Origin of the sequence: Ectothiorhodospira mobilis (assembly GCF_016584115.1) — a bacterium.
In the GTDB taxonomy this organism is placed as follows: Bacteria; Pseudomonadota; Gammaproteobacteria; order Ectothiorhodospirales; family Ectothiorhodospiraceae; genus Ectothiorhodospira; species Ectothiorhodospira mobilis.
This window is the reverse complement of record NZ_NRSK01000006.1, coordinates 1-22,157: the sequence shown is the minus strand read 5'-3', so window position 1 is coordinate 22,157 and position 22,157 is coordinate 1. Positions and strand designations below refer to the sequence as shown.

Below are 22,157 nucleotides of genomic sequence, written 5' to 3'. Positions count from 1 at the left end.
CATGGCTGAGTCAACCACGATCTTTATCTGGGAAGGGGTGGACAAGAAGGGGGTGCGGGTCAAGGGGGAGACCAGCGCCACCAGCGAGAACCTGGCCAAGGCCGAGCTCCGGCGCCAGGGCATCAATCCCCTGAAGATCCGCAAGAAGCCCAAGCCCCTGTTCGGGGGCAGGAAGAAGATCACGCCCAAGGACGTGGCGGTCTTCCTGCGCCAGATGTCCACCATGATGAGCGCCGGGGTCCCCCTGGTGCAGGCCTTCGAGATCGTGGGACGCGGGCACGAGAACCCCTCCATGCAGGAGCTCATCATCCGCATCAAGTCGGATGTGGAGGGCGGCTCCACCTTCGCCAGTGCCCTGCGCAGGCATCCCCTGCAGTTCGACGACCTGGTGGTCAACCTGGTGAGCGCCGGCGAGCAGTCCGGGGCCCTGGAGACCCTGCTGAACCGCATCGCCACCTACAAGGAGAAGACCGAATCCCTCAAGGCCAAGATCAAAAAGGCCATGTTCTACCCGGCGGCGGTGATCGTGGTGGCCTTCATCGTCACCGCCATCCTGCTGATCTTCGTGGTGCCCCAGTTCCAGGACCTGTTCCGCGGCTTCGGGGCCGACCTGCCGGTCTTCACCCGCTTTGTCATCGGCATCTCCGAGTTCTTCCAGGCCTACTGGTGGGCCATCTTCGGCGGCATCGCCCTGGCCGCGGTCGCCTTCACCCAGGCGCGCAAGCGCTCCGCCGGTTTTCGCCGGCAACTGGACCTGCTCTCCCTGCGCATCCCGGTGGTGGGTGAACTGCTGCGCAAGGCGGCCATCGCCCGCTTCGCCCGCACCCTCGCCACCATGTTCTCCGCCGGCGTCCCCCTGGTAGAGGCCATGCAGTCGGTGGCCGGGGCCACCGGCAATGCCCTCTACTACGAGGCCACCATGCGCATGCGCGACGCGACCGCCGGCGGCACCCAGCTGCAGCAGGCCATGCGCGACACCAGCGTCTTCCCCAACATGGTGGTGCAGATGGTGGCCATCGGCGAGGAATCCGGCTCCCTGGACGAGATGCTGGGCAAGGTGGCGGACTTCTACGAGGAGGAGGTGGACAACATGGTGGACGCCCTCTCCAGCCTCATGGAGCCCATGATCATGGCCTTCCTGGGGATCGTGGTGGGCGGCCTGGTGATCGCCATGTATCTGCCCATCTTCCAGCTGGGGTCGGTGGTATGACGGATCTGCTCGCCCTGCATCCCGCCTGGATCCTTGGCGCCACCGCCCTGCTGGGGGTGGTGATCGGAAGCTTCCTCAACGTGGTCATCCACCGCCTGCCGGTGATGGTGGAACGCCAATGGCAGCACGAGGCCCGCGCCTGGCTGGGACAGGAGGAGGGGGCCGGAGAACAGAGCGAGGGCCCGTTCAACCTGCTGGTGCCCGCGTCCCGCTGCCCCGCCTGCGGTCACCGCATCGGCCCGCTGGAGAACATCCCCCTGCTCAGCTATCTGGTGCTGCGCGGGCGCTGCGCCGCCTGCCGCGCCCGCATCTCGCCCCAGTACCCCCTGGTGGAGGGGGTGACGGCGGTGCTCTCCGTGGCGGTGATCGCCCATTTCGGGGTCACCTGGGCCGGGGCGGCCGCCCTGGCCCTCACCTGGAGCCTGCTGGCCCTGGCGGTGATCGACCTGCGCACCACGTTGCTGCCGGATGCCCTCACCCTGCCGGTGCTCTGGCTCGGACTGCTGGTCAACCTGGGGGTGGTCTTCACCGATCCCACCAGCAGCCTGCTGGGGGCGGTGCTCGGCTACCTCAGCCTGTGGGGCGTGTACCAGGCCTTCCGCCTGCTCACCGGCAAGGAGGGCATGGGCTACGGCGACTTCAAGCTTTTCGCCCTGCTGGGGGCCTGGCTGGGCTGGCAGATGCTGCCACTGATCATCCTCCTGGCCTCCCTGGTGGGGGCTCTGGTGGGCATCGCCCTGATCGTGGTGCGCGGACGCGACCGGGAACTGCCCATTCCCTTCGGCCCCTACCTGGCCGCCGCCGGCTGGATCGCCCTGCTCTGGGGCGAACCCCTGGTGGCGGCCTACCTGCGCGGCGCGGGCCTGGCCTGGTGATGTCCCAGGGGCCCGCGCCATCCCGCAATCCCCCCTTCACCGTCGGTCTCACCGGCGGCATCGGCAGCGGCAAGTCCACCGTGGCCCGGCTGTTCGAGACCCGCGGTGCCGGAGTCATCGATGCCGATCAGGTGGCCCGGCAGGTGGTGGCCCCGGGCACCCCCGGGCTGAAGGCCCTGGTGGAGGCCTTTGGCAAGTGCATCCTGGACCCGCAGGGACGGCTGGACCGGGCCGCCCTCCGGGATCTGGTGTTCCGGAACAGCCAAGCCCGTCACAGACTGGAGGGAATCCTTCACCCTATGATCTGGGAGGCCATAGATCACCAAAAATCAACAACTAAGGCCCCCTATTGCCTGTTGGTGGTCCCCCTTCTGGTGGAGTCCGGGATGCAGCACCGCGTGGACCGGGTGCTGGTGGTGGATTGTCCCGAGGCCCTGCAGCGGCAGCGCGCCGGTGCGCGGGACGGTGTATCGCCACAGCAGATCCAGGCCATCCTGGAGGCCCAGGCCCCACGGGGACAGCGGCTGGAGGCCGCGGATGACATCCTCGACAACAGCGGCCCGCCCGGCGAACTGGAGCCACGGGTGGAGGCCCTGCACCGCCGCTACCTGGAATGGGCCGCCACCACCGGGGACCGGTGACCGGCCTTGCCGGGTCGAGGTGACGACATGTTTGTGAATTTCGGCCGCAGAACAGAAAATAGAGATCATGCGCCCCAGCCACCGCCACCGTGTCCAGCCGTGAAGGGTTCCGTCATCTACGAACAACCCCTGCACGAGCGCATGCGCCTGTTCATGCGCCTGGAGGTGCTGATGCAGCGCTTCCGGCACAGCCTGCAGCAGGACAGTGGTCCGGACACCCACCATTACCTGCTCACCCTGATCGAACTGATCAATCTCACCCACCGGGTGGATCTCAAGCGCGAGCTCATGAAGGAACTGGAGCGCCAGGTGGCCCATTTCAGCCGGCTCGCGGAGGACCCCGGGGTGGACACCCGGCGGCTGCAGGAGGTGATGGAACAGCAGCGCCGCCTCATCGAATCCATCCACACCCTGAGCGGCCAGCTGGATCAGGCAGTCAAGGGCAGCGATTTCTTCAACAGCATCCGCCAGCGGGCGGCCATCCCCGGGGGGACCTGCGACTTCGATCTGCCGGCCTACCACTTCTGGCTGATGCGCCCGGCGGCGGAACGCCGGCGGCAACTGGAGGAGTGGGCGGCCCCCTTCTCCGTGGTGCAGGAGGCGGTGGACCTGATCCTCAAGCTGGTGCGCGACAGCGGCCATCCCAGGGAGCTGACGGCGACCCAGGGCTTCCACGAGCAGACCCTGGACCCCGGCCAGCCCTGGCAGATGATCCGCATCGCCCTGCCGCAGAACGCCCCCTGCTATCCCGAGATCAGCGCCGGCCGGCAGCGGTTCAACGTGCGCTTTCTGGAACCGGAGGACCTGCGCAGCCGCGCCCCGCAGTGTAACCGGGACGTGGATTTCGTCCTCACCTGCTGCGCCCTGTAATCCCCTGCATGGAACCCCGGAGGATGCATCCCCGGATCGCCCCAGGGCCCCGGCGCACGCATCGGGTTCACCCGCCGGCCGCCTCCCCCTGCCACAGGCCACGGATCCCCGCCACGCCCTGGCCACCGCAGGCCCGGGCCCGGGGGATATGCGCCGGGGTCATGCCCCCCAGGGCATAGGCGGGGCAGCCGGCCGCCCGCGCCAGTTCCGCAAACCGGTTCCAGCCCAGGGGCTTGCCCCCCGGATGGGTGGCGGTGGGGGCCACCGGGGAGATCACGATCCAGTCACACCCCAGACACCGGGCCTGCTCCAAAGAGACTTCATCGTGCACGGAGGCGGCCACCAGCCCCCCACCCTGCGGCCGCAGCCCCCTGGCGGCCCATCGGGCCAGCCGGACCCCGTTGAGATGGACGCCGTCGGCACCCGCCGCACTCGCCGTCTCCGGATCGGCATTGAGCAGGATCCGGGCCCCATGGCGGTGGCAGAGGGGCACCGCCTCCCGCGCCAGGGCCAGCACTTCCGCCTGCGTCCGGGCCGGGGCCCGCAACTGCACCAACCGCACCGTCCCCGTCGCCAGGGTGCGGGCGAGCCCCCGCAGCAACCCCTCGGGATCCAGAGGCTCCGGGGTGATCAGGTAGCGGTCCGGCAGGGTCAGGGCCCGCAGGATGGGCCGGTTGGCGGCGGGGAAATCCAGCCCCGGCAGGTCCTGCACGGCCACCCAGCGCAGGGGTTGCCCCTCCCGGCCCCGGGGGGTGCCGGCATAGCCGTGGACCGTGAACCCATGCAGGCGCACGCGCCGCCCGGGGTAGTCATGGGTCACGGTGATCAGCGGCAGCGCCCGCCGGGGCAGGATCCCCAGTTCCTCGTCCAGTTCCCGCGCCAGGGCCCGGGCCGGTGACTCCCCCGGGGCCACCTTACCGCCGGGGAACTCCCACAGCCCGCCCTGGGGCAGATCCCGGGGACGGCGGGCCACGAGACAGGCCCCGCCCGGATCACGGATCACGCCGATGGCGACGTCAAGGCAACGGGGTGCGGTCATGGACGGGGGGAAGCACTCTCAGGAGCGGTATTCCGCGTTGATGCGCACGTACTCGAAGGAGAGGTCGCAGGTGTAGACCTCCGACCGGCCCGTACCCCGGCCCCCCAGGTGGATGGTGATCACCGGCTCGTCCCGGGCCATGACCCGGGCCCCGTCGGCCTCTTCGTATCCCGGGGCTCGGCCCCCGTCCCGGACGATGCACACCTCGTCCAGATGGATGCACACCGCCCCCACATCCAGGTCCACCACCCCGGCCCGGCCCACCGCCGCCAGGATGCGCCCCCAGTTGGGATCGCTGGCGAACAGGGCCGTCTTCACCAGGGGGGACAGGGCCACGGTGGTGGCCACGCGGCGGGCCTCGGCCGCATCCCGGGCGGACTCGACCCGTACGGTGACGAACTTGGTGGCCCCCTCCCCGTCGCGCACGATGGCCTGGGCCAGGTGGCGGCAGATCCGGTCCAGGGCCGCGGCGAAGGCCGCCGCGTCGGCATCCCCCGCCAGTTCCACCCCGGAGGCCCCGGTGGCCACCAGGACGCAGGCATCGTTGGTGGAGGTATCGCCATCCACGGTGATGGCGTTGAAGCTGGTGTCCACACAGCCCTGGAGCAGGTCCTGCAGGGTCTTTTCGGGCACACGGGCATCGGTGGCCACGAAGGCCAGCATGGTGGCCATGTCCGGATGGATCATGCCCGAGCCCTTGGCGATGCCGGTGAGGGTCACCTCGCCGCCGGAGAGGCTCACCCGCTCGCTGATGCCCTTGCCCACGGTATCGGTGGTCATGATGGCGCGCATGGCGGGGATCCAGCCCTGGGGGGACAGGGCGGCCCGGGCCGAGGGCAGTGCCGTGGTGATGCGCTCCACCGGCAGGGGTTCCCCGATCACCCCGGTGGAGAAGGGCAGCACCGCCTCAGCGGGGCATCCCCCCTCCCCGGCCACCGCCCGGCAGCAGTCCAGGGCCGCCATCCGGCCCGCCTCGCCGGTACCGGCATTGGCATTGCCGGCATTGATCAGCAGATAGCGGGGGGAGGCCGACTGCTGCAGGTGGCTGCGGGCCACCTGTACCGGGGCGGCGCAGAAGGTGTTGCGGGTGAAGACCGCAGCGCAGGCGGTCCCCGCATCCAGTTCCATCAACACCAGGTCGTCCCGACCCTGGTAGCGGATACCGGCGGCCACCGCCGACAGGCGCACCCCGGGGACGGGCAGCAGGGTCTCGGGTTCATGCAGATGCACGGCCATGGCCGGGTTCACTCCAGGCGGCCGTGGCAGTGTTTGTACTTCTTGCCGGAGCCGCACCAGCAGGGGTCATTGCGCCCCAGCTTGGGCCCCTCGCGGCGGTAGGGCCGCTCCGGCTCGCCCGTCTCCTCCCCGGGGGCCTCCGATCCCTTCTCCTCTTCCTTCGCGGACAGGGCGGCCTCCGGTTCGGCGTGCTGGAACTCCATCTCCTGGGGACGGGCGCTGCGGCCCTGGGCCTCCAGGGCGGCGGCATCCTCGGCGGACTGCACCTGCAGGCGCATGAGCATGGAGATGACGTCGTGCTTCACCCGTTCCAGCAGGGACTCGAACATGGCGAAGGCCTCGCGCTTGTACTCCTGCTTGGGGTTGCGCTGGGCATAGCCGCGCAGGCCGATGCCCTGGCGCAGGTAGTCCATGGCCACCAAGTGCTCCTTCCAGTGGCTGTCCAGCACCTGCAGCATCACGTCCTTCTCGATGCGCCGCATCATCTCCGGCCCCACCACGGACTCCTTGTCCTTCAGGGCCTGTCTGAAGCGGTCCCGCAGCCGCTCCCGCAGGGGCTCCTCGTGAAGGTCGTCGTCCGCCTCCAGCCAGGCGGCCACATCCGCCTGCAGGGCGAAATCCTTCTCCAGGGTCTGGCTCAGGCCCTGCACATCCCACTGCTCCTCCACGCTCCCCGGGGGCACATGGCTGGCGAAGACCCCGTCCACCACATCATCCAGCACCGAGGCGATGGTGTCGGAGATGTCGTCGGCGTCCAGGACCTCACGGCGCTGCTCGTAGATGACGCGGCGCTGGTCGTTGGCCACGTCGTCGTACTCCAGCAGGTTCTTGCGGATGTCGAAGTTATGCCCCTCCACCTTGCGCTGGGCGTTCTCGATGGCGCGGGTCACCCAGGCGTTCTCGATGGATTCCCCCTCCTTCATCCCCAGACGCTGCATCACCGTCTTCACCCGGTCGGAGGCGAAGATGCGCATGAGGTTGTCCTCCAGGGAGAGGAAGAAGCGGCTGGAGCCCGGGTCCCCCTGGCGGCCGGCGCGGCCCCGCAGCTGGTTGTCGATGCGGCGGGACTCATGGCGCTCGGAGCCGATGATGTGCAGACCGCCGGCATCCAGCACCGCCTCATGGCGCTTGGCCCACTCGGCCTTGATCCGCTCCACCTGGGCCGGATCGGGATGCTCCCCCAGGGTCTCCAGTTCCGCGTCCAGGCTGCCCCCCAGGACGATGTCGGTGCCGCGGCCGGCCATGTTGGTGGCGATGGTCACGGCCCCCGGACGGCCCGCCTGGGCGACGATGTGGGCCTCCCGTTCATGCTGCTTGGCGTTGAGCACCTCGTGGTGGATGCCGGCCTTTTTCAGCATCCCGGAGAGGGTCTCCGAGGCCTCCACCGAGGCGGTCCCCACCAGCACCGGCTGCTGGCGCTGCACGCAATCCTGGATCTCCTCGATGATGGCCTTGTACTTCTCCTTCTGGGTCATGTAGACCACGTCCTGGAGATCATCCCGGATCATGGGCTTGTTGGTGGGGATGACCACCACCTCCAGGGCATAGATGTGCTGGAACTCGTAGGCCTCGGTGTCGGCCGTGCCGGTCATGCCCGAGAGCTTGTCGTAGAGGCGGAAGAAGTTCTGGAAGGTGATGGAGGCCAGGGTCTGGTTCTCGTTCTGGATCGGCACCCCCTCCTTGGCCTCGATGGCCTGGTGCAGCCCCTCGGACCAGCGCCGGCCGGGCATGATGCGGCCGGTGAACTCGTCGATGATGAGGACCTTGTTGTCCCGCACCAGGTAGTGCACGTCCCGCTGGAACAGGGCATGGGCCCGCAGGGCGGCGTTCAGGTGATGCAGCACGGGGATGCTGGCGGCATCGAACAGGGCCTGGTCCTCCCGCAGCAGCCCCGCCTCCCGCAGCAGGCGTTCCGCCTTTTCCTGGCCCTCCTCGGAGAGGAAGACCTGCTTGACCTTCTCCTCGACGTAGTAATCCCCCTCCGATTCCTCGTCCGCCTGGGGAGTGAACTGCGGCACGATGTCCTTCATGCGCGTGTACAGGTCGGAGTTCTCGCTGGTGGGGCCGGAGATGATCAGGGGCGTGCGCGCCTCGTCGATGAGGATGGAGTCCACCTCGTCCACGATGGCGTAGGCCAGGTCCCGCTGCACCCGGTCCTCCGGGCGGAAGGCCATGTTGTCCCGCAGGTAGTCAAAGCCGAATTCGTTGTTGGTGCCGTAGGTGATATCCGCGGCATAGGCCTCCCGCCGGGTCACGGGGCGCAGATGGGCCGGGGCCTCTTCGGAGCCGGGGAACTCCGGATCGAAGACATAGGAGGCATTGTCCACGCCGCGCCCGCCGGAGGAGTTGATGACCCCGACGCTCAGCCCCAGGGCGTGATAGAGACGGCCCATCCAGGCGGCGTCGCGGCGGGCCAGGTAGTCGTTGACCGTGATGATGTGCACCCCCCGTCCGGGCAGGGCGTTGAGGCAGGCCGAGAGGGTGGCCACCAGGGTCTTGCCCTCGCCGGTGCGCATCTCGGCGATGCGCCCGTCGTGGAGGACCATGCCGCCGATGAGCTGCACATCGAAGTGGCGCATGCCCATGACCCGGCGCCCGGCCTCGCGCACCACGGCGAACACCTCGGGGAGCAGCGCGTCCACGGTCTCGTCCCGGGCGAGACGCTCCCGGAAGGTCTGCATGCGCCCCTTGAGGGCCTCGTCCGAGAGGCCCCGCACCTCCTCCTCGAAGGCGTTGACCTGCTCCACCACCTTGCCGTAACGCTTGACCAGGCGGTCGTTGCGGCTGCCGAAGATCTTTCTTACCAGGGACTTGACCATGAAGGCTCTGCGTCGGGTTGCCCAAAGACAGGGGACGATGATAACCGATCCGACACCGCCACGCAGGGGGCAGCGGCACGGCACAGCCGCGGTACGGAGGGAGGGTTTGGACATGGTGTCCGCCCATGGGCATTGCTAGACTCGGTTCCACTCCATCCTGAGCCGACCCGCCGTATCCCATGAGAGCCCCCAGGACCTATCTCGACCCCCACATGCTGGAGCACGCCCGCCACCTGGAGGCCCTGACCGCCAGTGTGCGGGAATTGCTGCCGCCGCAACTGCGGCCCCACTGCTGGGTGGGCAATCTGCGGGAGGGGGAACTGGTGCTGGTGACGGACGGGGGGAGCTGGGCCTATCCCCTGCGCTACATGCGCCGGGAGATCCTCAAGCAGGTGCGGGACCACCACGGCGTCACGGCACGCACGGTGCGCATCCGGGTGCAACCGGCCATGCGTGCCCTGGACAGCGGCCAGGGTACGCCGCTGCCCCCCCTCAGCCCGCGTGCACGGGAATCCCTGCAGCACGCCGCGCGGGCGGTGGCGGATCCGGAGCTGAGGCGCAGCCTGCGCCGCCTGGCCGACCGCTGAGGGGGGCGCGGGCTCAGATGGGCGCGGCGGCCGGCTGGGCGTAGGAGATGGGCACGCGCTGCCCCTCCTCCTCGAAGGTGATGATCTCGTAGGCCTGCGGGTCCTGGATCAGCTTGCGCGTCAGGCAATTGTTCAGGGCATGCCCCGATTTGTGGCCGGTGAAGGCGCCGATGAGGCTGTGCCCCAGCAGGTAGGTGTCGCCGATGGCATCCAGGATCTTGTGCTTGACGAACTCGTCCCGGTAGCGCAGACCGTCCTCGTTCAGCACACGGAAATCGTCCAGCACGACGGCGTTGTCCAGGCTCCCGCCCAGGGCCAGGCGCTTGCTGCGCAGGGCCTCGATATCCCGCATGAAACCAAAGGTGCGGGCGCGGCTCACCTCCTTGACGAAGGAGGTGGTGGAAAAATCCAGTTCGGCGCTCTGGATGCCATCCTTGAAGATGGGATGCTCAAAGCCGATGGAGAAGGCCACCTTGAAGCCGTCGAAGGGGTCCAGACGGGCCCATTTGTCGTCCTCCCGCACCTCCACCCGCTTGCGGATGCGGATGAAGCGCTTCGGGGCGTTCTGCTCGACGATGCCGGCGGACTGGATGAGGAACACGAAGGGTCCGGCACTGCCGTCCATGATGGGGACCTCGGCGGCGCTGAGATCCACATAGAGGTTGTCGACGCCCAGACCGGCCACCGCCGACATCAGGTGTTCCACCGTGGAGACGCGCACCCCGTCCTGCACCAGGGTGGTGGAGAGACAGGTATCCCCCACCCCCTCCGGATGGGCCCGGATCTCCACCGCCGGCTCCAGGTCCACCCGGCGGAAGACCACCCCGGTGTTCACCGGGGCCGGCCGCAACATCAGGTAGACCTTCTCCCCGGTATGGAGCCCGACTCCGGTGGCCCGGATCGTGTTCTTGAGCGTACGCTGTCTGATCAAGGTGTATATCCTCGGATGGGCGGGCTGGATCTCCGGCCTCCTGCCGTTCCCGCCACGGCGAATCTTGGCCTAGCCCGTAAAAAGTCGGTAACAATACCACAGCTGCCACCATGTTGCAGCGCAACATACAGGGATTCCCGGGGGGTGTTCCCGCCCGGCGGGGCCTTTGGGGGGACAGCCGGACCGCCCCGGAACGGGGCGGTCGCTGCATCCCGGCATCCTCAGTCCGCCTGCTTGCGCAGGAAGGCGGGGATGTCCAGGTAGTCCATATTGGACTTGCCGGAGCCGTCGTAGGTCTGACCCTGGGGCTTGCTGCGGTGGCCGGATGCCGCGGGACGCTCGCCATGGCCGTAGTCCATCATCTCCAGTTCCGGATCCGCCTGGGTCGCCACGGCACCGCCCCCGGCGGCGGCCACCTGCTGGCGGGTTTCCACCAGCTTCACATTGGGCTTCTCCCGCGCCGGGCGGGCGGCCTGGGGCTGGGCCCCGAGACCGGTGGCCACCAGGGTGACCCGCAGTTCATCGTTCATGTCCGGATCGATGACGGTGCCCACCACCACGGTGGCGTCCTCGGAGGCGAATTCCTTCACCGCGGCACCCACCTCCTCGAATTCGCCGATGGACATGTCCATGCCGGCGGTGACATTCACCAGGATGCCGCGGGCGCCGGCGATGTTCACATCCTCCAACAGCGGACTGGAGATGGCCGCCTCGGCCGCCACCCGGGAGCGATCACCGCCGGAGGCGGTGCCGGTGCCCATCATGGCCATGCCCATCTCGGACATCACCGTGCGCACGTCGGCGAAGTCCACGTTGATCAGACCCGGACGGGTGATGAGCTCGGCGATCCCCTGCACGGCCCCCAGCAGGACGTCGTTGGCCGCCTTGAAGGCGTCCAGCAGGGTCACATTCTTGCCCAGCACCGACAGCAGCTTGTCGTTGGGGATGGTGATGAGGGAATCCACGTACTTGGCCAGGTTCTCCATGCCCGACTGGGCCACCTGCATGCGCTTCTTGCCCTCGAAGGGGAAGGGCTTGGTGACCACGGCCACCGTCAGCACCCCCATCTCCTTGGCGATCTGCGCCACCACCGGGGCGGCCCCGGTACCCGTGCCGCCGCCCATGCCGGCGGTGATAAAGACCATGTCGGCCCCGTCGATCACCTCCTGGATGCGTTCCCGGTCCTCCAGGGCGGCCTCGCGGCCCACCCCCGGATCGGCACCGGCCCCGAGCCCCTTGGTGATGTGGGCGCCCATCTGCAGCAGGGTCTTGGCGTCCACCCGCTTCAGGGCCTGGGCATCGGTGTTGGCGCAGACGAAGTCCACCCCCTCGATGGAGGCATTGACCATGTGCTGCACGGCATTGCCGCCGCCTCCGCCGACACCGATCACCTTGATCACCGCGTTCTGCGGATAGGTATCCATAAGTTCAAACATGACTGCTACCTCCTAACAACCCTTGCGTTGCATCCGATTGATTTGCGGGCCGCCCGTGGCACATGGCCCGCCGCCGTAGACTGCATTCTCCCCCCGGCGACCCTTCCCCGCCGTCACAGGTTCCCCTGGAACCAGTTGCGCATGCGCGCCCAGACCGTTTTCATGCCGCCTCCGCGCAGCCCCTCCCCCGTGCGTTCCTGCCGGCTGCGGTGGCCGAAAAGCAGCAGCCCCACGCCGGTGGAGTGCACCGGATTGCGCACGGCGTCCACCAGCCCGGTGACCCCCTGGGGCATGCCCAGGCGCACCGGCATGTGAAACACCTCCTCCGCCAGTTCCGCCACCCCCTCCATCTTCGAGGAGCCGCCGGTGAGCACCACCCCGGCGGCCGCCATCTCCTCGCAGCCGGAGCGGCGCAGTTCCGCCTGCACCAGGGAGAGCAGCTCCTCGTAGCGGGGCTCCACCACCCCCGCCAGGGTCTGGCGGGAGAGCCGCCGCGGCGGCCGGTCCCCCACCCCGGGGACCTCGATGGTCTCCTCCGGGTCCGCCAGCTGGCGCAGGGCGCAGGCATAGCGGATCTTCAGGTCCTCGGCGTACTGGGTGGGGGTGCGCAGGGCCACGGCGATGTCATTGGTCACCTGGTCGCCGGCGATGGGGATCACCGCCGTGTGGCGGATGGCCCCGTCGGTGAACACGGCGATGTCGGTGGTGCCGCCACCGATGTCCACCAGGCACACCCCCAGCTCGCGTTCGTCCTCGGTGAGCACGGCGTGGCTGGAGGCCAGCTGCTCCAGGATGATGTCGTCCACCTCCAGGCCGCAGCGGCGCACGCACTTGGTGATGTTCTGCGCCGCCGACACCGCGCCGGTGACCAGATGCACCTTGGCCTCCAGACGCACACCCGACATCCCCACCGGCTCGCGGATCCCCTCCTGTTCGTCGATGATGAACTCCTGGGGCAGGACATGGAGGATGCGCTGGTCCGCCGGGATGGCCACCGCGCGGGCGGCGTCGATGACCCGCTCCACGTCCGCCGGCGTCACCTCCTGGTCCTTGATGGCCACCACCCCGGTGGAATTGAGGCTCTTCACGTGACTGCCGGCGATGCCGGTGAACACGGAGTGGATCTGGCAACCGGCCATGAGCTCCGCCTCCTCCACCGCCCGCTGGATGGACTGCACGGTGGACTCGATGTTCACCACCACCCCCTTCTTCAGCCCGCGGGAGGGATGGCTGCCGATGCCGACGATCTCGATGCCCCCGTCATCGGTGATCTCGCCCACGATGGCCTCCACCTTGGAGGTGCCGATGTCGAGACCGACGATCATTCCTCTATCCGAGCGTCTGGGCATGAATCCTCATCTCCACGAACGTGACCCTGCTGAATCTCTGCCGCACCGGGACCTGCAACCTGTTCATCCCTCCACCCCCGCCGGAACCCAGGCCACGGCGATGCCGTTGGCGTAGCGCATGTCGATGCGCCGGATGGGGGTCTCGCGGTGGGCCCGCAGGCGCGGATACATGCGCACCAGCCGGTCCAGCCGCGCCGGGTCCATGCCCCGGCCCATGAGCACCCGGCTGCCATCGGCGAGATGGACGGTCCAGGAACGGCGCGCATCCTCCGTCAGCCCCGCCACTTCCAGGCCCACATCCGCCAGACGCGCCTGTACCGCCAGCAGCCGCTCCATGAGCACCCGCTCCCGTCCCGGCGTCCCCTCCAGGGCCGGCAGCCCCGGGGGCAACGTGCCCGCCTCCGGCCGGAAGGTCTCACCATACTGGTTGAGCACCGCGGTATCCCCCCAGCGGGCCACCGGCACCTGCTCGTCCAGATGCAGGCGCACCCCATCGGGCCAGACCCGCTCCACCGAGGCGGTGCGGATCCAGGGCAGGGCCTGCAGATCGCGCCGCACCGCCTCCAGGTCCAGGGTGAAGAACCCGGCGGGCAGATGCGTCGAGACCACCTCCCGCACCGCCCCCCGGGGCAGATGGTGCAGCTCCCCCTCCACCGTCACCCGCTCCACCGGCAGGGTGTCCACCCGGTCCAGATACCCACTCAGGGTCCAGACCGTCCCCGTCAGGGCCACCAGCAGCCCCGTCCCCCCCAGGGTCCGCCCCAGGCGCCCCCAGGATACCCGCTGCCACCACGGGCTGCGGGGCTGCCTGCGCCGTGCCATGCCGCGTCCGCGCCGGGCCATCATGCCTCCCTGTCCCACAATGCGGTGTCCAGGATGCGCAGCACCAGGTCCTGGAAATCCAGGCCCGCGGCCCGGGCGGCCATGGGCACCAGGCTGTGATCGGTCATCCCGGGCACGGTGTTCACCTCGATGAGCCAGGCCCGGCCCGACTCGTCCCGCATCAGATCCACCCGGCCCCACCCCCTGGCGGTGACAGCGGCAAAGGCCTCCAGGGCCAGGGCCTGCAACCGATGCTCCTCCTCCGGGGACAGGCCGCAGGGGCACAGGTAGCGGGTGTCCCCGGCGTGATACTTGGCCTCGTAGTCGTAAAAGGCCCGCGGCGTTTCCAGCCGGATCAGGGGCAGGGCCTCGCCATCCAGGATGGCCGCCGTGTACTCGCCGCCGGTGATCCAGGCCTCGGCCAGCACGGGGCCGCCACAGGCCGCCGCCGTGGCATGGGCCTGTGTCAGTTCCCCGGCCCGGTTCACCCGGGTCATGCCGATGCTGGAGCCTTCCAGGGCCGGCTTGACGATGAGCGGCAGCCCCAGGTCCGCCACCACCGCCTGCGGATCGAACCCCGGCTGCAGCACGCAAAATCCCGGCGTGGGCAGCCCGGCGCCGCGCCACAGGCGCTTGCTCATGAGCTTGTCCATGGCCACGGCCGAGGCGGCCACGCCGCTGCCGGTGTAGGGGATCCCCGCCAGCTCCAGGGCCCCCTGCACCACCCCGTCCTCTCCGCCGCGACCGTGCAGGGCAATAAACACGCGATCGAAACCTCCCCGATGCAGCACCTGGAGCACGTCCCGGTCCGCATCCACGCCATGGGCGTCCACCCCCGCCGCCCGCAGGGCCGCCAGCACCGCCTGGCCGCTGCGCAGGGAGATGTCCCGCTCTGCGGACCATCCCCCCATGAGCACCGCCACCCGGCCGTAATCCGCAGGATCCCGCCGCGTCATGGTCTGCACTCCTGTACCGGCTCGCCGAGGATGCACACCTCGGGCTGCAGATCCACACCGTGGTGCACGCGCACCCGCCGGCGCACCTCTTCCATCAGGGCCTCCATGTCCGCGGCGCAGGCCCCGCCGGTATTGACGATGAAATTGGCGTGGCGCTGCGATACCTGGGCCCCGCCCAGGGTCAGCCCCTTGAGACCCGCGGCCTCGATGAGCCGCCCGGCGTGGTCCCCCTCGGGGTTGCGGAACACCGAACCGCAGGTGGGCACCCCCACCGGCTGGGTGCGGTTGCGCCGCTGCAGCAACGCCTGCATGCGCTGGCGCGCCGTCTGGGCATCCCCCGGCTCCAGGCGCAGCACCGCCTCCACAAAGCCCGCCTCCCGGGGACCTTCCACATGGCGGTAGCCGACGCTGAAGGACTCCCGGCCGTAACGCTGCAGAGCGCCGCAGCGATCCATGCACAGCACCGACTCCACGCGGGACCAGATCTCATCGCCGAAGGCCCCGGCGTTCATGGCCAGCGCCCCCCCCAGGGTCCCCGGAATCCCCACCAGGAACTCCAGACCGCAGAGCCCCTGATCCGCGCAAAACCGGGCCAGGCGGGGGGCACTGATCCCGGCCCCGGCCCGGACCCGGTGCCCCTCCAGGAGCTCCAGTTGATCCATGCCCCGCCCGGGGGCGAGGACCGTGCCCCGCAGGCCGCCGTCGCGCACCAGCAGGTTGCTGCCCAGCCCCAGCCAGAAGCGGGGCTCATCGGCGGGCAGCCGGGCCAGGAAACGGGCCAGGTCCCCGGCATCGGCGGGGCGGTACCAGCGGTCCGCCGGCCCCCCCACACGCCAGAGGGTGTGACGCGCCATGGGCTCGTCATGGCGCAGTTCCCCGCGCAGCCCGGCCATCTCCACCCCCCGGGACAGGCCATTCATGCCACACCTCCCCGGGGCGCCAGGGCCGCGGGCAGGGAGGCGGACAGCGCCCCCACGTTGCCCGCCCCCTGGGTGAGCAGTACATCCCCATCCTGCAGCAGGTCCGCCAGCACCGGTGCCAGGCGTTCCGGCGTCTCCACAAAGACCGGGTCCACCCGCCCGCGCATGCGCACGGCCCGGGCCAGGGTGCGGCCGTCGGCCCCCTGGATGGGGGTCTCGCCGGCGGGGTACACCTCCAGCAGCACCAGGGCATCGGCCCCGGAGAGGACCTGGGTGAAGTCCTCGAACAGATCCCGGGTGCGGGTGTAGCGGTGGGGCTGGAAGGCCAGCACCAGCCGCCGCTGCGGCCAGGCGGCGCGGGCCGCAGCCAGGGTGGCCGCCACCTCCGTGGGATGGTGGCCGTAGTCGTCCACCAGCAGGACCCGGCCCGCCGGCACCGGCATCTCGCCGTAGACCTGGAAGCGGCGGCCGATGCCCTCAAACCCCGCCAGGGCCCGCTGGATGGCGGCATCCTCCACCCCCAGCTCGTGGGCCACGGCCGCCGCCGCCAGGGCATTGAGCACGTTGTGCCGCCCGGGCAGGTTCAGCGTCACCGGCAGCGGCTGCGGCCGGCCCGGCAGGCACAGGCCGAACCGGGTCTGTGTGCCCCGGGGCTGCAGATCCACGGCACGCACGTCCGCCTCCGAGTCCACGCCGTAGGTGAGCACGGGCCGGCCCACCCGGGTCAGCAGGCCCCGGATCTGCGGATCGTCCATGCACAGCACCGCCAGACCGTAGAAGGGCAGATGATGCAGGAACTCCAGAAAGGCCTCCTGCAGGCGGTCGAACTCCCCCTCGTAGGCGGCCAGGTGATCGGCATCGATATTGGTGACCACCGAGATCATGGGCTGCAGGCAGAGGAAGGAGGCATCGCTCTCATCCGCCTCCGCCACCAGGTAATGCCCCTGTCCCAGACGGGAATGGCTGGCGGTGCTGTTGAGCCGGCCGCCGATGACAAAGGTGGGATCGAGCCCCCCCTCCGCCAGCAGGCTGGCCACCAGGCTGGTGGTGGTGGTCTTGCCGTGGGTACCGGCCACGGCGATGCCATAGCGAAAGCGCATGAGCTCCGCCAGCATCTGCGCCCGGGGCACCACCGGGATGCGCCGGGCGTGGGCCGCCTGCACCTCGGGGTTGTCGTCGCCCACGGCGCTTGAGACCACCAGCACATCGGCCCCCTCGGCATGGGCCGCCGCGTGTCCCCGGTGGATCAGCACGCCCAGTTCCGCCAGACGCCGGGTGACGGCATTCTCCGCCAGGTCCGAACCGGTGACCCGGTAGCCCAGGTTGGCCAGCACCTCGGCGATCCCGCCCATGCCGGAACCGCCGATGCCCACGAAGTGGATGCAGCGGATGCGGCGCATGCCCATCATGGTGGCGGGGGGGGTCATGGGCGTCCTCCTTTCCCGGCGAGGGCGAGGCAGGCCGTGGCCACCTCCCGGGCCGCTTCGGGGCGTGCCAGGGACCGGGCCCGCCCGGCCATCTGTCCCAGGGTCTCACGGTCCAGGGATTGCAGACGGGCCGCCAGACCGGCGGCGTCCAGGGTGTCCTGGGGCACGAGCCAGGCCGCCCCGGCATCGGCCAGATGACGGGCGTTGGCCCGCTGGTGATCGTCCACGGCGTGGGGATAGGGCACCAGCAGCGAGGCCACACCGGCGGCGGCCAGTTCGCATACGGTGAGGGCCCCGGCGCGGCAGATCACCAGATCCGCCCAGGCATAGGCCTCGGCCATGTCCTCGATGAAGGGCCCCACGTCCGCCTCGACACCGGCCTGGCGATAGGCCTCACGGGCCGCCTCCAGGGTGCGCTCCCCGGCCTGATGGCGGATCTGCGGCCGCTGCGCCGCCGGCAGCCGCGCCACCGCCTCGGGCACCCGGGTGTTCAGGCCCAGGGCCCCGAGGCTGCCCCCCAGCACCAGCAGCCGCAGCGGCCCCTCCCGACCGGCCAGGCGCTCCTGCGGCGGCGCCAGGCGCAGGATGGCCTCGCGCACCGGATTGCCCACCGTCACCGGCCGGCGCGGCGCGGGGAAGGTGTCCGGGAAGGCCTGCAGGACCCGGTCGGCGAGCCGGGCCAGGGCGCGGTTGGTGAGTCCGGCCCGGGCGTTCTGTTCATGGATCACCAGGGGCCGTCCCAGGGCGGCGGCCATGAGCCCGCCGGGACCGGAGGCGAATCCCCCCAAACCGAGCACGACCCGGGGACGCAGACGCAGCATCAGCCCCAGGGCGGCCCACAGGGCCACCCCCAGGCGCCAGGGGGCCATGAGCCAGGTGCCCATGCCCTTGCCCCGCAGGCCGCTCACCGGGAGCGTATAAAAGGGGATGCCGGCGGCGGGCACCAGCCGCGCCTCCAGTCCACGGGCGGTGCCCAGCCAGCACACCGTCTCGCCCCGGGCGCGCAGGGCCTCGGCCACTGCCAGTCCCGGGAAGACATGCCCCCCGGTGCCGCCGGCCATGATGAGGATGGGACCGCCGCTCATGTCCCCCCCCGGTGCAGTGCCGCGCCGCTGGCGCGGGTCTCGCGGTGGATGCGGGCGAGAAGCCCCATGGCGGCCAGGGTCACCAGCATGGAGCTGCCACCGTAGCTCATCAGGGGCAGGGTGAGCCCCTTGGTGGGCAGGATGCCCATGTTCACCCCCATGTTGATGAAGGCCTGCAGACCGATCCAGATGCCGATGCCCCAGGCCAGATAGGCCCCGAAGACCCGCCCGGCGAGCTCCGCGGCCCGGGCGATGGCGAAGCTGCGCCACACCAGCACGGCGAACAGGGCCGCCACCACGGTCACCCCCGCCAGGCCCAGTTCCTCCGCCAGCACGGCGAACAGGAAGTCGTTATGGGCCTCGGGCAGGTAGAAGAGCTTCTGCACACTGCCGCCCAGCCCCACCCCGAACCAGGAGCCGCTGCCAATGGCGATGAGGGACTGGGTGAGCTGGAAGCCGCTGTCGAAGGGATCGGTCCACGGGTTCAGAAAGCCGGTGAGCCGGGCCATGCGATAGGGGGTCTGGACGATGGCGTAGCCCATCAGGGCGCACACCCCGGACAGCAGCAGGGCGAACTGCCAGAGCCGGGCCCCGGCCAGGAAGAGCATCCCCAGGGTCACCGCCAGGAGCACCACCGCCGCACCGAAGTCCGGCTGTGCCAGCAGCAGGAGCGTGGTCAGGCCCATGAGGATCAGGGGCTTGGCGAAACCCGCCAGGCTGCGGCGCACCTGCTCGCCGTGGCGCACCAGATACCCGGCCAGGTAGATGGGGACCAGGAGTTTGACCACCTCCGAGACCTGCAGGTTGAACAGGCCCAGGGAGATCCAGCGGGTGGCGCCGTTGACGGTATGCCCCACCCCCGGCACCAGCACCACCAGCAGCAGCAGGAAGATCCCCAGCAGGGCCGCCGCCCCGGACCGCTCCCAGAGCTCCAGCGGCGTGCAGTACATCCCCCAGGCGACGATGCCCCCCATGAGCACGTAGATCCCCTGCCGCAGCAGGTAATGGAAGGGCTGGCCCAACCGGGCATCGGCCACACCGATGGAGGCGGAGGCCACCATCACCAGCCCCAGGGAAACCAGGGCCACCACCGTCAGGGTCAGCCCGGGATCCAGCTGCTGATGCACACCGAAGACGGCGCGCTTGTGCACGCCCCGGCTCGCCTGAAGGGAGGCCCCGTTCATGCCAGTTCCCTCCGTACCGCGGATTCAAACACCTCGCCCCGGTGGGCATAGCCCCGGAACATGTCGAAACTGGCGCAGGCGGGGGACAGCAGCACGCAATCCCCCCGCTGGGCCAGACGCCCGGCCTCGGCCACCGCCTGCTCCATGTCCGCGACCCGCACCACCGGCACGCTGCCCTCCAGGGCGGACTCGATGCGGGCGGCGTCCCGGCCCAGGAGGATCACCCCCCGGGCCCTGCCACGCACCGCCTCCCGCAGGGGCGTGAAGTCCTGGCCCTTGCCCTGACCGCCGGCGATGAGCACCACCGGTCCCTGCAGCCCGGCCAGGGCCGCCAGGGTGGAGCCCAGGTTGGTGCCCTTGGAGTCGTTGTACCAGTCCACACCCCGCACCCGGGCCACCCATTGGCAACGGTGGGGCAGCCCGGTGAAGCGTTCCAGCGCCTGCAGGCGGGCGGCCATGGGCAGGTCCGCCGCCTCCCCCAGGGCCAGGGCCGCCAGGGCGTTGGCCAGGTTATGGCGCCCGAACAGACGCAGGGCCGATACCGGCAACAGCGCTTCACCGCCCCGGGCGAGCCATTCCTCCGCCCCGCGGCGCACCAGGCCGTAGTCACCGGCCCCCGGTTCCCCCAGGCCGAAGGTGATCCCCGCGGGGCCCGGCATGTCCCGCACCCGTGCGTCGTCCCGGTTGCGCACGGCCACAGCGGCACCGGCGTAGATGCGGGCCTTGGCGGCGGCGTACGCATCCAGGTGGGCATGACGGTCCATGTGATCGGCGGCCACGTTGAGCACCGCCGCCGCGGCACAGCGCAGCCCCTGGGCGGTCTCCAGCTGGAAGCTGGAGAGTTCCAGCACGTAGAGATCCGGTTCCGGGTCCGTCAGCAGGTCCAGGGCGGGCGGCCCCAGGTTGCCGCCCACGCCCACGCGGCGGCCGGCGGCCCGGGCCATCTCCGCCACCAGGGTGGTGACGGTGCTCTTGCCGTTGGAACCGGTGATCCCCAGCACCGGGGCCCGGGCCGCGGCGGCGAACAGGGCGATGTCCCCCAGGATCCGGGCCCCCGCCGTCCGGGCCGCGGCCACGGCGGCTTCCTGCGGGCTCACCCCGGGGCTCAGCACCAGACGCGAAAAGCGGGTGAACAGCCCGGGATCGAAGGGCCCGAGGTGCACCTGGATGGCGGAATCCAGGGCACCGAGGGCGGCCAGTCCCGGCGGGGACAGGCGGGAGTCGGCCACGCAGAAGGCCTCGCCGCGGGCGGCCAGGTGCCGCGCCACGGAGAGCCCCGTCTCCCCCAGTCCCACGATGAGTGTGTTCATCCCCTGCACGCCGTCCCCGCCCTCAACGGACCTTCAGGGTGGCCAGGCCCACCAGGACCAGGACCACGGTGATGATCCAGAACCGCACGATGACCCGGGGTTCGGGCCAGCCCTTGAGTTCGAAATGATGATGCAGTGGTGCCATGCGAAAGACCCGACGTCCCGTGAGCCGGTAGGACAGCACCTGCACGATCACCGACAGGGTCTCCACCACGAAGACCCCGCCCATGATCACCAGCACGATCTCCTGGCGGGTGACCACCGCCAGCAGGCCCAGGGCCGCCCCCAGGGCCAGGGCCCCCACGTCCCCCATGAAGACCTGGGCCGGATAGGCGTTGAACCAGAGAAAGCCCATGCCGGCCCCCACCAGGGCCGCAGCGAAGATGGCCAGTTCCCCCGCCCCATGCACGAAGGGGATGCCCAGGTAATCGGCAAAGATGGCGTGCCCGGAGACGTAGGCGAAGATCCCCAGGGCCCCGGCCACCAGCACGCTGGGCATGATGGCCAGCCCGTCCAGGCCGTCGGTGAGGTTCACGGCATTGCTGGAACCCACCACCACCAGCCACACCAGGGGGATGAACCAGAGGCCCAGGTCGACGGCCACGTCCTTGAAGACGGGCACGATCAGTGTCGTCTCGATGGGGGCCTGGGCGGTGGTGTAGAGCAGGCCGGCGCAGCCCAGGGCCACCAGGGACTGCCACAGGAACTTGCGCCGTGCCGACAGGCCGCGGCTGTTGCCGTAGCGCAGCTTCAAGTAATCGTCGATGCCGCCGATAAGCCCGAACAGGAGGGTGGTGATGAGCACGATCCAGACGAAACGGTTGCCCAGATCGCTCCAAAGCAGGGTGCTCAGCGCCACCGCCACCAGGATCAGCGCCCCCCCCATGGTGGGGGTGCCCGCCTTGCCCAGGTGGGTCTCGGGGCCGTCGTCGCGCACCTGCTGGCCGATCTTGTACAGGGTGAGGCGCTTGATCATCCCCGGGCCGATGGCGAAGGCGATGAGCAGGGCCGTGATCACCCCCAGGATGGCCCGCAGGGTCAGGTACTGAAACACATGAAAGCCCGAATAAAACCGGGCCAGATATTCAAACAGAATGAGCAGCATGCTCATCCTCCCCCTGGATGCTTGTCATGATCCGCCCCGGCGCAGACCGCCAGGGCATCGGCCACCGCATCCATGCGCTGGGACCGCGAGCCCTTCACCAACACCACATCCCCCGATCGCAGCGTCCCCCGCAGGGCCGTGATCAGTGCCTGCCGGTCCGGGAAGTGACGCCCCCCCGGCCCGAAGGCCTCCACCGCGTGGCGGCACAGGGGGCCGCTGGCCCAGAGTCCATCGATACCGTGTTCGGCGGCATGGCGCCCCACCGCCGCGTGCAGTTCCGGGGCCCCCGCCCCCAGCTCCCCCATGTCCTGGCCGGGGAGCCGGGACGGCGGTTCCTGGTGCTGGGGGACATGGG

The 22,157-nt window shown here is 70.0% G+C and carries 20 protein-coding genes; 5 read left to right on the top strand and 15 right to left on the bottom strand.

Annotated features, from left to right (window positions below; all coding sequences use genetic code 11):
• The first annotated feature begins 1 nt into the window (after position 1).
• The 4 genes from CKO33_RS03895 to zapD are packed head-to-tail and all read left to right on the top strand — an operon-like array spanning position 2 to position 3,596.
• Positions 2–1,210, top strand: a complete 1,209-nt coding sequence (locus tag CKO33_RS03895) for a type II secretion system F family protein (RefSeq protein ID WP_200179507.1) — start codon at positions 2–4, stop codon at positions 1,208–1,210.
• Positions 1,207–2,085 carry a prepilin peptidase gene (locus CKO33_RS03890; protein WP_200179506.1) on the top strand — a complete coding sequence of 293 codons (879 nt, stop codon included), beginning with the start codon at positions 1,207–1,209 and terminating at the stop codon, positions 2,083–2,085. Before CKO33_RS03895 ends, CKO33_RS03890 begins: the two co-directional genes overlap by 4 nt.
• On the top strand, positions 2,085–2,726 hold the full coding sequence (gene coaE, locus CKO33_RS03885) for a dephospho-CoA kinase (protein WP_200179505.1): 642 nt from the start codon (positions 2,085–2,087) through the stop codon (positions 2,724–2,726). The genes CKO33_RS03890 and coaE overlap by 1 nt, the downstream gene beginning before the upstream one ends.
• Positions 2,727–2,753: 27 nt before the next feature.
• Positions 2,754–3,596, top strand: a complete 843-nt coding sequence (zapD, locus tag CKO33_RS03880) for a cell division protein ZapD (protein ID WP_200179504.1) — start codon at positions 2,754–2,756, stop codon at positions 3,594–3,596.
• Positions 3,597–3,663: 67 nt separating this feature from the next.
• On the opposite strand, the gene CKO33_RS03875 is transcribed toward zapD, so the two are convergent.
• Genes CKO33_RS03875 through secA form a run of 3 tightly spaced genes read right to left on the bottom strand, consistent with a single transcriptional unit; the run spans position 3,664 to position 8,690 of the window.
• Complete coding sequence (locus CKO33_RS03875; RefSeq protein ID WP_200179503.1) at positions 3,664–4,635, bottom strand: Nudix family hydrolase; 972 nt, start codon at positions 4,633–4,635, stop codon at positions 3,664–3,666.
• An 18-nt stretch (positions 4,636–4,653) separates the two neighbouring features.
• On the bottom strand, positions 4,654–5,871 hold the full coding sequence (gene argJ / locus CKO33_RS03870; RefSeq protein ID WP_200179501.1) for a bifunctional glutamate N-acetyltransferase/amino-acid acetyltransferase ArgJ: 1,218 nt from the start codon (positions 5,869–5,871) through the stop codon (positions 4,654–4,656).
• Positions 5,872–5,879: 8 nt separating this feature from the next.
• Entirely contained in the window at positions 5,880–8,690 is a 2,811-nt protein-coding gene (gene secA / locus CKO33_RS03865) for a preprotein translocase subunit SecA (RefSeq protein ID WP_200179499.1), read from the bottom strand.
• Between the two features lie 179 nt (positions 8,691–8,869).
• Between secA and CKO33_RS03860 the strand changes: the two genes are divergently transcribed.
• Complete coding sequence (locus tag CKO33_RS03860; RefSeq protein WP_200179492.1) at positions 8,870–9,277, top strand: DUF721 domain-containing protein; 408 nt, start codon at positions 8,870–8,872, stop codon at positions 9,275–9,277.
• A gap of 13 nt (positions 9,278–9,290) precedes the next feature.
• Here CKO33_RS03860 and lpxC read toward each other — a convergent pair whose 3' ends face one another.
• From lpxC to CKO33_RS03800, 12 genes are all read right to left on the bottom strand, one after another.
• On the bottom strand, positions 9,291–10,208 hold the full coding sequence (lpxC, locus tag CKO33_RS03855; protein WP_200179491.1) for a UDP-3-O-acyl-N-acetylglucosamine deacetylase: 918 nt from the start codon (positions 10,206–10,208) through the stop codon (positions 9,291–9,293).
• A gap of 221 nt (positions 10,209–10,429) precedes the next feature.
• Positions 10,430–11,644 (bottom strand): cell division protein FtsZ, encoded by a 1,215-nt coding sequence (gene ftsZ, locus CKO33_RS03850; RefSeq protein WP_200179489.1) that lies wholly within the window; start codon positions 11,642–11,644, stop codon positions 10,430–10,432.
• Positions 11,645–11,757: 113 nt separating this feature from the next.
• Positions 11,758–12,993 carry a cell division protein FtsA gene (gene ftsA, locus CKO33_RS03845; protein ID WP_200179487.1) on the bottom strand — a complete coding sequence of 412 codons (1,236 nt, stop codon included), beginning with the start codon at positions 12,991–12,993 and terminating at the stop codon, positions 11,758–11,760.
• Positions 12,994–13,056: 63 nt separating this feature from the next.
• A complete protein-coding gene (locus CKO33_RS03840; protein WP_274600734.1) occupies positions 13,057–13,815 on the bottom strand; it encodes a cell division protein FtsQ/DivIB in 759 nt (252 codons plus the stop codon).
• Between the two features lie 20 nt (positions 13,816–13,835).
• Complete coding sequence (locus CKO33_RS03835; protein WP_200179485.1) at positions 13,836–14,771, bottom strand: D-alanine--D-alanine ligase; 936 nt, start codon at positions 14,769–14,771, stop codon at positions 13,836–13,838.
• The gene (gene murB / locus CKO33_RS03830) at positions 14,768–15,691 is read right to left on the bottom strand and encodes a UDP-N-acetylmuramate dehydrogenase (RefSeq protein WP_242472455.1); all 924 of its coding nucleotides are present in this window, start codon (positions 15,689–15,691) and stop codon (positions 14,768–14,770) included. The genes CKO33_RS03835 and murB overlap by 4 nt, the downstream gene beginning before the upstream one ends.
• Positions 15,688–17,118, bottom strand: coding sequence for a UDP-N-acetylmuramate--L-alanine ligase (gene murC / locus CKO33_RS03825; protein ID WP_242472454.1), 1,431 nt, complete (start codon positions 17,116–17,118; stop codon positions 15,688–15,690). The genes murB and murC overlap by 4 nt, the downstream gene beginning before the upstream one ends.
• The gene (gene murG / locus CKO33_RS03820) at positions 17,115–18,203 is read right to left on the bottom strand and encodes an undecaprenyldiphospho-muramoylpentapeptide beta-N-acetylglucosaminyltransferase (protein WP_200179483.1); all 1,089 of its coding nucleotides are present in this window, start codon (positions 18,201–18,203) and stop codon (positions 17,115–17,117) included. The genes murC and murG overlap by 4 nt, the downstream gene beginning before the upstream one ends.
• Complete coding sequence (gene ftsW / locus CKO33_RS03815) at positions 18,200–19,387, bottom strand: putative lipid II flippase FtsW (RefSeq protein ID WP_200179481.1); 1,188 nt, start codon at positions 19,385–19,387, stop codon at positions 18,200–18,202. Before ftsW ends, murG begins: the two co-directional genes overlap by 4 nt.
• On the bottom strand, positions 19,384–20,697 hold the full coding sequence (murD, locus tag CKO33_RS03810; RefSeq protein WP_200179479.1) for a UDP-N-acetylmuramoyl-L-alanine--D-glutamate ligase: 1,314 nt from the start codon (positions 20,695–20,697) through the stop codon (positions 19,384–19,386). The genes ftsW and murD overlap by 4 nt, the downstream gene beginning before the upstream one ends.
• A 22-nt stretch (positions 20,698–20,719) precedes the next feature.
• Positions 20,720–21,802 (bottom strand): phospho-N-acetylmuramoyl-pentapeptide-transferase, encoded by a 1,083-nt coding sequence (mraY, locus tag CKO33_RS03805; RefSeq protein ID WP_200179477.1) that lies wholly within the window; start codon positions 21,800–21,802, stop codon positions 20,720–20,722.
• 2 nt (positions 21,803–21,804) lie between these two features.
• The coding region (locus CKO33_RS03800) for a glutamate ligase domain-containing protein (protein ID WP_439099417.1) at positions 21,805–22,157 on the bottom strand (353 nt) is incomplete at its 5' end.

What these genes read in the sequence shown, in the direction of transcription:
- CKO33_RS03895 (WP_200179507.1), top strand. Translation starts at nt 2, where the DNA reads ATGGCTGAGTCAACCACGATCTTTATCTGGGAAGGGGTGGACAAGAAG.
- CKO33_RS03890 (WP_200179506.1), top strand. Translation starts at nt 1,207, where the DNA reads ATGACGGATCTGCTCGCCCTGCATCCCGCCTGGATCCTTGGCGCCACC.
- coaE (WP_200179505.1), top strand. Translation starts at nt 2,085, where the DNA reads ATGTCCCAGGGGCCCGCGCCATCCCGCAATCCCCCCTTCACCGTCGGT.
- zapD (WP_200179504.1), top strand. Translation starts at nt 2,754, where the DNA reads ATGTTTGTGAATTTCGGCCGCAGAACAGAAAATAGAGATCATGCGCCC.
- CKO33_RS03875 (WP_200179503.1), bottom strand. Translation starts at nt 4,635, where the DNA reads ATGACCGCACCCCGTTGCCTTGACGTCGCCATCGGCGTGATCCGTGAT.
- argJ (WP_200179501.1), bottom strand. Translation starts at nt 5,871, where the DNA reads ATGGCCGTGCATCTGCATGAACCCGAGACCCTGCTGCCCGTCCCCGGG.
- secA (WP_200179499.1), bottom strand. Translation starts at nt 8,690, where the DNA reads ATGGTCAAGTCCCTGGTAAGAAAGATCTTCGGCAGCCGCAACGACCGC.
- CKO33_RS03860 (WP_200179492.1), top strand. Translation starts at nt 8,870, where the DNA reads ATGAGAGCCCCCAGGACCTATCTCGACCCCCACATGCTGGAGCACGCC.
- ftsZ (WP_200179489.1), bottom strand. Translation starts at nt 11,644, where the DNA reads ATGTTTGAACTTATGGATACCTATCCGCAGAACGCGGTGATCAAGGTG.
- ftsA (WP_200179487.1), bottom strand. Translation starts at nt 12,993, where the DNA reads ATGCCCAGACGCTCGGATAGAGGAATGATCGTCGGTCTCGACATCGGC.
- CKO33_RS03840 (WP_274600734.1), bottom strand. Translation starts at nt 13,815, where the DNA reads ATGGCACGGCGCAGGCAGCCCCGCAGCCCGTGGTGGCAGCGGGTATCC.
- CKO33_RS03835 (WP_200179485.1), bottom strand. Translation starts at nt 14,771, where the DNA reads ATGACGCGGCGGGATCCTGCGGATTACGGCCGGGTGGCGGTGCTCATG.
- murB (WP_242472455.1), bottom strand. Translation starts at nt 15,691, where the DNA reads ATGAATGGCCTGTCCCGGGGGGTGGAGATGGCCGGGCTGCGCGGGGAA.
- murC (WP_242472454.1), bottom strand. Translation starts at nt 17,118, where the DNA reads ATGACCCCCCCCGCCACCATGATGGGCATGCGCCGCATCCGCTGCATC.
- murG (WP_200179483.1), bottom strand. Translation starts at nt 18,203, where the DNA reads ATGAGCGGCGGTCCCATCCTCATCATGGCCGGCGGCACCGGGGGGCAT.
- ftsW (WP_200179481.1), bottom strand. Translation starts at nt 19,387, where the DNA reads ATGAACGGGGCCTCCCTTCAGGCGAGCCGGGGCGTGCACAAGCGCGCC.
- murD (WP_200179479.1), bottom strand. Translation starts at nt 20,697, where the DNA reads ATGAACACACTCATCGTGGGACTGGGGGAGACGGGGCTCTCCGTGGCG.
- mraY (WP_200179477.1), bottom strand. Translation starts at nt 21,802, where the DNA reads ATGCTGCTCATTCTGTTTGAATATCTGGCCCGGTTTTATTCGGGCTTT.